Genomic DNA, 12,583 nt, shown 5'->3' with positions numbered 1-12,583 from the left:
CTGGCTTACTTCGTTATTCCTTAATTGAGCTCCAGCCGATCGCGGTTTTTCTCCAACAGCGCTTTACCGATCCCTTTCACCTCCAACAACTCATCGACTGCGGTAAATGGCCCGTTGCTTTCTCGATAGGCAATGATCGCCTTGGCTTTGGCTGCTCCGATTCCGAACAGATCGCGGCGCAAGGTTTCAGCGTCGGCGGAGTTGAGGCTGACCTTGCTGGATTGCTCGGCCTTGGTCATTTGCACAGCTATCGGCGTGGGCGTTTCAGGCTTGGTAGACGGCGCTGCGGTGGTAGCCAGTGAAATGCTGGAGAGGAAGGCGAAAATGAGGGACGAGAAACATGTTTTATTCATAGGTGACGCTCCATGACATCTGTAAGAGAAAAGCAGCTTTTCCGAAGCTGCTTTTCAAACTTAGGTGATGTTTGGAGGGTGTCAAAAACAGGTGAGTTACAGGGTATGAGTCAGGGCTCGAGACGACGCTGTTGGTAGATCCAGTCGACGATCTCGCCATCAGGCGTGTAGCCACTGACGGTTTCGCGCAAAAGCTGGCGAACACGCGTGTAATCGTCCTGTTCTACTGCTGTCAGCAACTCTGCCAGCTTGTCCTTCAACACATCCCACGACAGGTAATCTTCATTGGCACTCATGATCATCGGGTGCTGCGTGGCGACTACGTTGTCACCAATCAGCAACTCTTCGTAAAGCTTCTCACCCGGGCGCAGGCCAGAGAATTCGATTGCAATATCGCCATGAGGATTTTTATCCGACCTGACACTCAGACCAGACAGGTGAATCATCTTCTCGGCCAACTCGACAATCTTCACCGGCTCACCCATGTCCAGCACGAACACGTCACCGCCAAGGCCCATGGAGCCCGCCTGAATCACCAATTGGGCGGCCTCGGGAATCGTCATGAAGTACCGGGTGATTTTCGGGTGGGTAACCGTGAGAGGTCCACCGGATTTGATCTGCTTGTGAAAAAGCGGAATCACCGAGCCGGAGGAGCCTAATACATTGCCAAAGCGAACCATCGTGAAGCGGGTTTTATTGACCCGCGAGATATTCGATTTGTCACCGAACAGCACAGGTGCCAACTCACGACTGAGCGCCTGGAGGGTCAACTCGGCGAGACGCTTGGTGCTTCCCATCACATTGGTGGGCCGTACAGCCTTATCGGTAGAGATCAACACGAAGTTGGCTACCCCCGACTGCAATGCCGCTTGGGCCGTGTTAAGCGTACCAATAACGTTATTCAGCACGCCTTCCGCAATATTGTGCTCAACCATGGGCACATGCTTATAAGCGGCGGCGTGATAAACCGTGTCGACGCCCCAGGTTTTCATGACACCCAGCAATTTGCTCTGATTGCGCACTGAGCCGAGGATGGGCAGCAGCCTTACTGGCAGCGACTCTCGGGTAATCCGTTGTTCAAGCTCCGACAAAATGCTGTAGAGGTTGAATTCGCTGTGTTCAAACAACAGCAGTATGGTCGGTCGCAAAGCAAGGATCTGACGACACAGCTCTGAACCAATGGAACCACCGGCCCCCGTTACCAGAACGCTGCGCCCCTTGATGCAATGCTCCAGCAGTTCGCCCTGGGCAGGCACCGCGTCACGTCCCAGCAAGTCCGCGATATCCACTTCCTGAATATCGTCGACCTTGACCCGGCCACTGGCCAGGTCCATAAATCCTGGAACACTGCGCACATGCAGAGGAAACCCTTCAAGGTAGCCCAGGATTTCACGACGCCGGGCACGGTTGGAAGACGGTATCGCCAGCAGGATTTCCTGGGCTCCGGTGGCATCGATCATGCGCTGAATGTGCCGTGGCTTGTACACCTGAAGTCCGGAAATTACCCGGTCAGAAATACTGTCATCATCATCAATGAAGGCTACAGGCCGCATGACCCGGCCCATACGCAGGGCAGCGACCAACTGATTGCCTGCAGCGCCCGCGCCGTAGATGGCGACGCGCGGCAAGCCATCTTCGCGATTGGTGAACGGTACGTGCTGGGCGGCGGCAAACCAGTCGCCAAGGAAATATTGACGCATGGCAAGGCGTAGGCCGCCAACCATGATGAGGCTTAACCACCAATAGTTGAAAATGATGGAACGAGGTACCACGTTTTGATGATCGCTGTACCAATAGACCACCACGCCCAGAATCAACGATGAAAGGCTGACGGCCTTGATAATCGCGATAAGCGCGTCATTGCCAAAATAGCGCATGACAGCACGGTACATGCCAAAACGGATGAACAGCGGAATAGCGACGACCGGAGCACTCAGAAACAGCCAGCGATGCGCAGACGCAGGGTTGATCATATCGTCCACCCCCAATCGAACGACAAACGCCATCCACAGGGCGAGCCAAACAAGAAGAATGTCCGCAATAACCTGCAGGATGCGCTTCTGTCGGCGAGGGAGACCCAACAAATATGATCGAATTATGCTCATAAACCCTTTAAACACCTCTGTTGCTCCTGATACGGCTGCTGCTCTGCGAATTTAAACACTTTAGGCCAGTCAATCACCGCTGAAATGACTCTAAAAACACAATCACGCGGCCCTTTCCAGCTCACCCGCCTTGTACTTGACTGCCAGCATCACCAGCGGGATGTACGCTATTACAACGCCCAGCACGCCGTTTAGACCCAGTAATGCAACGCAAAGTGCGATCGGCAGCAGCCAGATCACGTTGATCGCAAGCACCCCAAGCGTTACTGGCAAGTGGCCTCCAACTTTACGCGATGCAAACTGATAGCCATGACTGCGATGGGCTTCGTAAACCTTGTCGCCCCTCATCAGGCGGCGGACCAGAGTAAACGTCGCATCGACGATAAAGACACCGAGCAGGATCAACCATACCCACAGCAAGTCGGCGTTCTGCCAGGCGGCCTGCAGGGATAGCACGCCCAGGACGATACCGAGAAAACCGCTACCGGCATCCCCCATGAAGATTCGTGCCGGTGGAAAGTTCCAATAGAGAAACCCCAGCACCGCCATGCTTAATAACAGTGGTGCCCAGATAAGCGCCTGATAACCAACCAACCAATAAATCAGACAGGCGCCAAGGCATGCACAGAGCGCTTCGACGCTGGCCAAGCCATCGATACCATCCATGAAGTTGTACAGATTGAGCATCCACACCAGATAAAACGCGGCAAGGATGTGCCCCGCCCAGCTCAGGTCGAGGACCACCCAGGGCAGCGTTATTGCGGGCAAGCCGCCCAACCAGAAAAGAGCCCAGGCCGCGGCACTGAAGTGCCCCAGCAAACGCCAGCGCGCGGCGATATGGCCATGGTCGTCGAGAAACCCAAGCACCGCCACAGCCGCACCAGCCCCCAGCAACGCCCATGTAACCGAGCGTGTTATCTCATCACCGATAAACAATACTGGCAACGCAATCAAGAAGCTCAAGACTATCGCCACTCCGCCTCCACGAGGCGTCGGAACAGTATGAGAACTGCGCGCATTGGGAACATCAATCAGACTTCGGGCCAGCGCATAACGGCGCAGGCACCAGGTCAGAAGAAGAGCAAGGGCTGCAACAGCAGGCGCCAGCCACAGTAAACGATTCATCTACAGCTCCAATTAAGGTCCCTCATAGGGCACCACTATTTACTTCAAGCTTCCCTGAAAACTTTCAGCCGTCTTGCGTAATGCGCTGGCCACCGTCAATGGAGGATTCCAGCCCAGCATTTGGCGAGTCTTGCCAATATCAACCTGCAACGAACCACACAGGCGCTGGCCAATAGCCTTGCGGCCTAGCACGGTCGCGCCCAATTGCAGTAGGGCTGCCGGTACGGGGATCAACCGGGCCGGTTTACCCAAGGCAATCCCCATGCGTCTCAACAAATCAGTGGTCGACATGTCATCACCATCGCTGGCCAGAAACGTCTGATTGGCCGCCGCCGGGTGATCCAGGCACGTCACAATCAAGTCAACGAGGTTGTCCAGCGCAACCAGGCTGCGCTGGTTACGAATAGCGCCCAACGGCAGTACAGCTCCTTTGTCGAGCCAATTCATCATGCTGCGAAAGTTTGCCTTGACCCCAGGGCCGTACACCAGGACGGGACGAATAATAACAACTTCCATCCCGCTTCTTTGCGCCAGCGACAAGAGTTGCTGCTCGGCCTCCATTTTGGAAACACCATAGGGGTCGCACGGCGCCGGCACGTCATCTGCCGTGTAAGGGGCGCCCATTTGGGTTCCCTCACCGTTGACCTTGATCGAGCTGATAAAGATGAAACGCCTGACGCCCGCCTGAGCTGCCTGCTCCGCCAGCTTCAACGTGCCTTCGACGTTGACCTTGCGATACTCGGTTAACGGATCACTGGAGGCATCTGACATCACATGAACGCGCGCGGCGCAGTGAACCAGAACATCAACCCCTTCAAGAACAAGCGACTCACCCGCAAGATAATCGGCACCGACCCGCACAGGTACAGCAGACGCAGGCAGTGTCACACCCTCGCGACGTACCAGCGCCAACACCCGACAGTCCCCTGCAGATGCCAACCGGTTGACCAGTGCCCCCCCCACAAAGCCACTGGCTCCAGTGACGAAGATAGTTTTGTGCTGATTCAAAGCGCGCGCTCCAACTCTCTGTACACATCCAAATGCTGCTGCACGATCTTCTCGATCGCAAATGCGCGTAAAGCCAGTTCACGGCCAGCCGCCCCCATCCGGGCACGCAAGGCAGGAGCCTCAATCAACACCTGCAATTGATTAGCCAGGGCCTGTGCATCACGAACAGGTACCAGAAACCCTGTTACATCGGCATCAATCGCATCCCGGCAACCTGGCACATCGGTGGTGACCACTGCGCGGCCGCACGCTGCGGCTTCGACCAGCACCTTGGGCAAACCTTCACGATAGGAAGGAAGGGTCACGATATTCGCCGCAGCGAACACATTCGCGATGTCATCGCGGTAACCGAGCAGCTCGATCACCCCTTCCTCTCGCCACTGCTGCAACTGTGAGGTGGTAACTGTCGCCGGGTTACCGGGATCAATATCACCAATTAACTGAAAGCGCGCGTTAACACCGCGCGCGGTCAATATTTTTGCCGCCTCAACGAACTCGACAACGCCCTTGTCCAGCAGCAGTCGAGCCGCCAGGCACACCACTGGGGTCCCTTCCGGCTCTGGCAACGCGGTGTAACGAGACAGGTCGACGCCTGAACCACGAATCATCACGACCTTGGATTGGGTAAGTCCACCCATGCTCAAGAGCAGGTCACGATCATCGGGGTTCTGAAAAATCGAGCGCAGATTACGCTTGCCCAATGCCAACCGATAAAAGGTGCTGACAACCTTTCGCGTGATAGTGGCCTTGAGTCCCTTGGAGAGAAATACAAAGCCCAGTCCGGAAATAGCGGTAACCACACCTTTGACCGGTGCCAGCCGAGCGGCAACGCCACCATACAAAACCGGCTTGATGGTCACCAGGTGCAAGACGTCCGGCTTCAATTGCCAGAGCAGCCGCCAGATCGCGAACATCAGTCCCAGTTCGGCCAAGGGGTTACGGCCGCTACGTGAAAGCGGCAACGGGTGAAACTCGAAATCTTCAGCGGCAATAGCCGCAACGGCCGGACCAGGCATGCACGCCACATGAACCCTATAGCCCTCTGCCTGCGCGCCCTTGGCAACTGCCAGCCGGTGCGAAAGAAAAAACCCCGGGTCGTTGACGATAAACAAAAGTACTTTACTCATGCCTGCTCTTCCAACCATGCCTGGAACATGAGGATGGTCCACAAGTGAGGCTGCCAGTTTCCCCGGCCCTCAAGATGTTCCTGCCACATGTGCCTGATGCGTTCAGGGTGGAAGTATCCCTCCTGGCGCAAGCGCGCTTCATCCAACAAAGACTCTGCCCACTCCCGTAAAGGACCGCGTAGCCACGCCCCAAGCGGGATACCAAAACCTTGCTTGGGCCTTTCGATCAACTCCTTGGGAACATGACGATAAAGCACTTCTCGCAACAGCCATTTGCCCTGGCCGTTACGAATCTTCAGGTCCAGAGGCATGCGCCAGGCCAGTTCGACAACCCTGTGGTCAAGCATAGGGACCCGACCCTCAATGCTTGCGGCCATCGCAGCGCGATCCAGTTTCACCATGATGTCATCCGACATATAGGTCTGGGCGTCCATCGCCATCATCCAGTGTTCGAAACTATCGGTCTGGGGCCAGCGCGAAGGGTCAGTGAAAATGGTTTCGGGTTCCTTGCCACCGATCACGACACTGGCAGGGTCAGTCCAATGACTGTTGAGCTGCAGGTAGAACTCATGCCCATCCGCAAGCGCCAGGACGCTAGCCAATTTATGAGCCTTTTCCCCAGGCGTGCTGAGATGAAGCCGCTTGGGCAGCAAAGGTTTGGAGAGACGGAACAGGCTGTCCCAGGTGGACGGTGAAAGTGAGCGTAAAAGCCCGGCGCTCGCCTGTCGGGCAAACGGCGGCAGTTGCTGCATTTTTGACCAGACTTTCTTGGCGCTGAGGTAGCGGTTATAACCGCCGAAGAGCTCGTCGCCGCCGTCACCACTCAACACAACCTTGAGCTGTTGGCTGGCCAATTGGCTGACAAGGAATGTGGGAATCTGCGAGCTGTCGCTGAACGGCTCACAATACATCGACGGTAGACGCGGGATAACAGCCAGGGCATCGTCCGGGCGCACGTACAACTCGGTGTGTTGCGTGCCAAGATGCTTGGAAACCGCCTTGGCATGAACAGCCTCGTCATAGCCGCCTTCGTCGAAGCCGATGGTGAATGTGCGGATTGGCTGGGCGCTCTGGGCCTGCATCAAGGCCACGATAGTGCTGCTATCCACGCCGCCGCTCAGGAATGCACCCAAAGGCACATCTGCGAGCATTTGCTGACCAATGCTTGAGCTCAGTTGCGTCTCCAGCAAATCCGTCGCTTGGGCGGGAGTGCCCTTGAAGGGGTCGGCAATGCCTTTTGCTACTGCGTCGTTGAGACGCCAGTAAGCCTGTGGGACTGCGGCCTTTGCAGCGGGCAGATTCTTCAGCGCAAGCGTTACGTAGTGGCCGGGCTCGAGCTTGGCGATGCCTTTATAAATGCTGTAAGGCGCAGGAATGCAGTTGTGCCGAAGCAATAGCGTCAACGCGTTGCGATCCACTTCGCCAGTGAACTGCGGGAAAGCCTTGATAGCCTTGAGCTCAGACCCCAGCAGCAGCGTGTCTTCCTGCCAACCGTAATACAAAGGCTTCTCGCCCATCCGATCGCGTGCAAGCGTCAATACCTGCTCTTGCCTGTCCCACAGCGCGAAGGCAAACATACCAACCGATGCCTGCAAGGTCTTTTCGACACCCCAGCCTGCAAGACCTGCGAGCAGGACTTCGGTATCAGAATGGCCTCGCCATGCGGGTGGCGACAATCCTTCATTGTCCAGCTTCTGCCTGAGTTCGGTATGGTTATAGATCTCACCGTTGAAGACGATTAAAAATCGCCCACAACTGGAATGCATCGGCTGATGACCGGCCTCCGACAGATCGACAATTGCCAACCGTCGATGCCCGAGCGCGAGGCCTGCATTTTCGTCAACCCATACACCACGATCATCGGGGCCACGGTGCACGAGGGCATCGTTCATCCGGGTAATGATCGATGCCAGATCACTATTACGGGCCTGGAAAATTCCGCTGAAACCACACATCAATGAACGTCCTGATTTAAGTAAAGCCGGTCATAGATTTCTTTGAATTTATGCTCGGTACATTTCATCGTGAAATTTTCGACGATACGTGTATAGGCACCCTGCCCCATCATTGATCGCTCGGCAGGAGACGCTGCAATCATCTTCGCCAGCGCTTCAGCCAACGCGAGTGGATCCTGTACGGGTACGACAAACCCATTTTCACCCAGCAGGAATGCCGCGTCTCCTGCATCGGTCGTCACACAAGGCAACGCCAGGCTCATCGCCTCGCCCAGCACATTAGGAAAACCTTCGGTAAATGAATGCAGGCAAAACATGTCCATCGCCTTAAAGCAGGCGGGCACATCTTTTCGTTCACCCAGCAACACAAATCGATCAGCGAATCCGGTTGATGCAATCTGCGCCATCAATACGCTATTCGCCTCATCGACATCACGTCCCACCATCAGGAACTTGACGTGCGGGAACCTGGGAGCGACGAGCCCGGCAGCCTCGACAAAACTGGCGTGATCCTTGACTTCGTTAAAACGCCCCAAGCTTCCTACAACGAAGTCATCTGCGCTTATTCCTTGCGCCGACCTTATGGCCTCACGCTCTTGCGGCGATGCAACCAGACGCTCAAGATCAAACCCGTTGGGAATGACAGCCATTCTGCTCGGGGAATAACCCGCAGTCATATGCGTCTTTCGTGACGCCTGGGCAGCGCACACGATAACGCTGGGGACAGTCGCCGACAGCCAGGCACACAGTTTGCGAACAATAATTGTGGCCTTTGCGCCACCTCGGCTGACGTCAGTGGTCCTGACCCCCCAGATCACGCCCCTGATCCCCACCCAACGCGCTGCCAAGCCACCCAACAAGTCAGAGTGATACATCCAGGTCTGAACGATATCAGGCTTGTTCAGCCGAAGATGGCGAACCAACTTTGCAAACGTTGGCATGACATCCCAGGCCCCCCGCATACCCAACGTGTCAACAGTCACCCCGCAGGCACGCAGCCGAGCGCCCACTTCACCCAAATCCGTCAATGAGATAACACGGTGTTCATCATCGCCGCTTGAGTTGAATGACTCACAGAGCCGAAGCAGCATCAACTCCGCGCCGCCGATATGCAGACCGACAATAATATGGGTAACTTTCAACGGCCTTGCTCCTCCAACCACGCCTGGAACATCAGGACACCCCATAACTTGCTTGAATGATCAGCCCGACCACTGAGGTGTTGTTCCCAGGCACGGCGGATCGGTGCAGGATGGAAGAAACCCTCCCGGCGCAACCGGCCTTCATCCAGCAAGCTTTCCGACCAATCGCGCAGGGGCCCGCGCAACCACGTCGCGATAGGTATGGAAAAGCCCTTTTTCGGTCGCTCGATTAACTCGCGAGGAACATGACGATAAAGCACTTCCCTCAATACCCACTTGCCAACACCACCTCGAATCTTCATATCCAACGGTATGCGCCAGGCCAATTCAACAACCCGGTGATCGAGCATTGGCACGCGAGTTTCCAGGCTGCTGGCCATCGCCGCACGGTCGACCTTTACCAGGATGTCGTCAGCCATATAGGTCTGTGCATCCATCGCCATCATCCACTCTTCATACCGCTGCGTAGCGGGCCACGCTGAAGAGGTGTCAAGCACCGTAATCGGCTCTTTCGCGCCGATAACGACACTGGAAGGTGTTTTCCAGTGACTGACAAGTTGCCGATAAAAGTCCTCCCGACTCGGAGTATCAAGAATATCCACCAACTTCTCGACCTTGCCTTTTATCGGCAATGCCTTGAGCGTTGCGGATGCAAAACGTCGCAGGGGTAACGGCACCTGGCTGATCTTCCCCCAGATACGTGGGGCAAATTGGTAAGGGTTATAGCCGCCAAACAGCTCATCTCCCGCATCACCGCTTAACGTGACGGTGACTTGTTGTCGCGCAAGGCGACTGACCAGGAAGGTCGGGATCTGTGAACTATCGGCAAAGGGTTCGCAGTAGATGTTCGGTAGATCCGGGATAACGTCCAACGCGTCTTTGGATTGAACATAGATCTCAGTATGTTCAGTACCTAAATGGCGGGATACGGCCAGAGCATGTTCAGCCTCATTGAACCCTGCCTCACTGAAGCCAATGGTGAACGTCTTGACCGGTCGCGGGCTTTGTTTCTGCATCAGGCCAACCACAAGACTGCTGTCCACGCCACCACTTAGAAACGCGCCCAGGGGCACGTCCGCGAGCATTTGCATGCCGATGCTTTCGCTAAGCTGTGCTTCAAGCGTATCAACTACGGCGTTGGCATCAGATTGCAGCGGAGACGCAAGCCCCGCCTCAACCGCCCGATTGAAAGACCAAAAAGGAAGCGCTTTTACATCCGATCGGCGCTGGTCTATCGCGATCCTTACATAATGCCCCGGCTTCAGCTTCTCTATCCCTTGATAGATGCTGTAGGGCGCGGGAATGTAGTTGTGGCGCAGATAAAGGGCCAAGGCGTCACGGTCGATATCAGCGCAAAACGCGGGATGGATCTTGAGCGCCTTGAGTTCAGAACCGAACAACAGCACGTCATTCTGCCACCCCCAATAAAGCGGCTTCTCCCCAAGACGATCCCGAGCCAATACCAGTTCATTTTGCCGCGTATCCCACAGCGCGATGGCGAACATCCCAACCGTTGCCTGCAGGGTCTTTTCGATTCCCCAGTGCTCAAAGCACTCAAGCAGCGTTTCTGTGTCTGAGTGCCCGTTCCAGGTAGGCGAAAGCCCACTCTCCTCAAGAAGAGCACGCAGTTCGCCATGGTTGTAGATCTCGCCATTGAACGCAATTACGAAGCGCCCACTCGATGAATGCATTGGCTGGTGGCCGGCAGCAGTCAGGTCGACAATCGCCAGCCTCCTGTGGGACAGGCCTATACCAGCGGCTGAATCAAACCAATAACCGCCGCCATCCGGGCCACGGTTGATGATTGAGCGGCCCATTGCCTCAAGCAGCGAAGACTCATCGGTAGAAAACTTCTTGTTCGTAAAATATCCGGAAAAACCACACATCAGGAAAGCTCGCAATTAATTTACTGGTCGGGCCGTTCTCGCCCGCCTGAGTCAAGCCAGATGAGCACTCGGGTTCACGCTCGCATAGCGATTATAAAACCGGTGCAATAGCGCGCTTGAAAATATCAATATAAACAAGCGAGACACGTCATTCTGATAAAACACAGGAGCCTTTACTTCCAAAACTAAAATCAGGCACAACAGTACCAAAACAAAATAGCCCGCATCGGCAAATCGCCGCATCCCTGTCCAGATTTTCAAGAACATCCAACCATAAGACGCGTAAACCAGCACAAATCCCACGACGCCACTGGCGAGCAGCGTTTTCAGATAACCGGAGTCAGACCGCGCGACGCCACCACTTTGATCATCAAACGAGCCACTACCTGCAATAATATTCAACAGATCCGGGACGAAAAGCATACTTTTCAGATCATCCGTAGAGGCAGAGGTGAGGCCCTGACCTTTCGAATAGTTGATGAAAATCTCGAACGCATAATCAAAAACGTAGGTTGAAAAAAATTCGAACCTTTCCGGAAAAAAATACTGGAATAACAAAATTGCCAGCGCAGCAAAGGCGCTAAAAGCCACCCCTACGATGAGGGACTTCAGAGGCCATCGAATCGCGAGAAGCCCCACGCCAAGAAGGAACACGACCACACCGGTACGTGCAACCAGTGTAATTGAAAGAGCAATCACGGAGATGCTTAGAAATCGCCAAATGGTCGCATTATTGGCCCGGGAATATACTGAGTAAACACCGTATACAGCGGCCAGCGCAAGAATAGCGCTGAGGTTAAAACCGCCGCTATCGTGAATACCGCGAAAGCGCAGAACACTATCAACTTCAATATTTCCACGGTTAGCCAACGACGCGGATAACAAATCCCTAAAAGAGGGCTCCACGAACGACAGCATAATGAAAAACGCCTGAAGAACAGTCGCCCAATAGATCAACTCGAAGCATCGATGAAAGCCATAGAGTGCATCATCTGAATTCGCACGCCGGCCAACCGCATAATAAGTTATAACCAGCGCCAACAGCAGAACGACAATAAACTTTATGAAAATCTCCAGAAATATTGTCTCAGCGTTACCCCAGAGAACACTCAGCATCACGCCCAAGGAACCCGCGAGCAACAGCGCCACGATGGCAAAGCGGCAGGTGACAAATGCATAACCAACAAAACCGCGGAGCAACGGATCAGCAAGAATCAGAAGCAAAGCCCCAGGAATGAGAAGCGCGACAGAGGGCACGCCCAGAAAGCTGAGCGTAAAATTGAACACGTAGAAAAAAACAACCAACACCAAAAAAAACGACCGCACCTTGCTCACCCTGCCACCGAAGTTGAAGTTACGTTCTCACGAGCGCCTTGCCAGGAACACCTACAACAACCGTATCCTGTGGAAAGCTTTTAACAACAACGCTGTTCGCACCCACAACCACATTGTCACCCAGAAAAATCGGCCCGAGGACTTTTGCACCCGTACAAATAACCACATTATTTGCCAGTGTCGGTTGATTGCCCTTGCTGGTTTTCGATAGGTCCTGGTTCCCAAAAGTCACACCATTAAAAATCTTGCAGTTCGACCCCATTACTACATCGGCACCTATCACTATGTCATGACCGTGCATGATGCAGAGACCTGGGCCAATTTGTGCCCTGCAAGAGATATCGCTACCAAAGACAATGCGAATAAAATACTCAACCAGAAAGCTCAATACACGCCCGATAACGGGAATTTTTAACAGGCTTTGGCCCAGTCGCAACATGATGGTCAAATGAGCGGTGTGATCAAACACTACGCTCTTGAGCACTCTGGACGCCCGCTCACTACCTGCGATTGAGCGTAGGTCCTGGATCAAATAGGTTAACGACAT

The 12,583-nt window shown here is 54.6% G+C and carries 10 protein-coding genes; all 10 read right to left on the bottom strand.

Annotated elements, in window-relative coordinates; translation table 11 throughout:
• Positions 1-20: 20 nt before the first annotated feature.
• A complete protein-coding gene (locus tag JV201_RS08515) occupies positions 21-353 on the bottom strand; it encodes a helix-hairpin-helix domain-containing protein (RefSeq protein WP_003218764.1) in 333 nt (110 codons plus the stop codon).
• 110 nt (positions 354-463) lie between these two features.
• Positions 464-2,458 (bottom strand): nucleoside-diphosphate sugar epimerase/dehydratase, encoded by a 1,995-nt coding sequence (locus JV201_RS08510; RefSeq protein WP_219407144.1) that lies wholly within the window; start codon positions 2,456-2,458, stop codon positions 464-466.
• A 102-nt stretch (positions 2,459-2,560) separates the two neighbouring features.
• Positions 2,561-3,583 carry a glycosyltransferase family 4 protein gene (locus JV201_RS08505; protein WP_134325981.1) on the bottom strand — a complete coding sequence of 341 codons (1,023 nt, stop codon included), beginning with the start codon at positions 3,581-3,583 and terminating at the stop codon, positions 2,561-2,563.
• A gap of 39 nt (positions 3,584-3,622) precedes the next feature.
• Positions 3,623-4,591, bottom strand: a complete 969-nt coding sequence (locus JV201_RS08500; RefSeq protein ID WP_219406739.1) for an SDR family oxidoreductase — start codon at positions 4,589-4,591, stop codon at positions 3,623-3,625.
• Positions 4,588-5,718, bottom strand: a complete 1,131-nt coding sequence (locus JV201_RS08495) for a glycosyltransferase family 4 protein (RefSeq protein WP_219406738.1) — start codon at positions 5,716-5,718, stop codon at positions 4,588-4,590. Before JV201_RS08495 ends, JV201_RS08500 begins: the two co-directional genes overlap by 4 nt.
• Positions 5,715-7,673, bottom strand: coding sequence for an asparagine synthase (glutamine-hydrolyzing) (gene asnB, locus JV201_RS08490; protein WP_219406737.1), 1,959 nt, complete (start codon positions 7,671-7,673; stop codon positions 5,715-5,717). Before asnB (JV201_RS08490) ends, JV201_RS08495 begins: the two co-directional genes overlap by 4 nt.
• The gene (locus JV201_RS08485) at positions 7,673-8,815 is read right to left on the bottom strand and encodes a glycosyltransferase (RefSeq protein WP_219406736.1); all 1,143 of its coding nucleotides are present in this window, start codon (positions 8,813-8,815) and stop codon (positions 7,673-7,675) included. Before JV201_RS08485 ends, asnB (JV201_RS08490) begins: the two co-directional genes overlap by 1 nt.
• A complete protein-coding gene (asnB, locus tag JV201_RS08480; RefSeq protein WP_003218778.1) occupies positions 8,812-10,701 on the bottom strand; it encodes an asparagine synthase (glutamine-hydrolyzing) in 1,890 nt (629 codons plus the stop codon). The genes JV201_RS08485 and asnB (JV201_RS08480) overlap by 4 nt, the downstream gene beginning before the upstream one ends.
• 51 nt (positions 10,702-10,752) lie before the next feature.
• A complete protein-coding gene (locus JV201_RS08475; protein WP_219406735.1) occupies positions 10,753-12,027 on the bottom strand; it encodes a hypothetical protein in 1,275 nt (424 codons plus the stop codon).
• A 28-nt stretch (positions 12,028-12,055) separates the two neighbouring features.
• Positions 12,056-12,583 (bottom strand): serine O-acetyltransferase, encoded by a 528-nt coding sequence (locus JV201_RS08470; protein WP_003218783.1) that lies wholly within the window; start codon positions 12,581-12,583, stop codon positions 12,056-12,058.

This window comes from Pseudomonas sp. Colony2 (assembly GCF_019382755.1).
Lineage (GTDB): Bacteria > Pseudomonadota > Gammaproteobacteria > Pseudomonadales > Pseudomonadaceae > Aquipseudomonas.
This window is presented reverse-complemented; position numbering and strand designations above follow the sequence as displayed.

Excerpts from the sequence above, each read along its gene's own strand:
- asnB (WP_219406737.1), bottom strand. The coding sequence starts at position 7,673 with ATGTGTGGTTTCAGCGGAATTTTCCAGGCCCGTAATAGTGATCTGGCA.
- JV201_RS08505 (WP_134325981.1), bottom strand. The coding sequence starts at position 3,583 with ATGAATCGTTTACTGTGGCTGGCGCCTGCTGTTGCAGCCCTTGCTCTT.
- JV201_RS08495 (WP_219406738.1), bottom strand. The coding sequence starts at position 5,718 with ATGAGTAAAGTACTTTTGTTTATCGTCAACGACCCGGGGTTTTTTCTT.
- JV201_RS08510 (WP_219407144.1), bottom strand. The coding sequence starts at position 2,458 with ATGAGCATAATTCGATCATATTTGTTGGGTCTCCCTCGCCGACAGAAG.
- asnB (WP_003218778.1), bottom strand. The coding sequence starts at position 10,701 with ATGTGTGGTTTTTCCGGATATTTTACGAACAAGAAGTTTTCTACCGAT.
- JV201_RS08515 (WP_003218764.1), bottom strand. The coding sequence starts at position 353 with ATGAATAAAACATGTTTCTCGTCCCTCATTTTCGCCTTCCTCTCCAGC.
- JV201_RS08470 (WP_003218783.1), bottom strand. The coding sequence starts at position 12,583 with ATGTCGTTAACCTATTTGATCCAGGACCTACGCTCAATCGCAGGTAGT.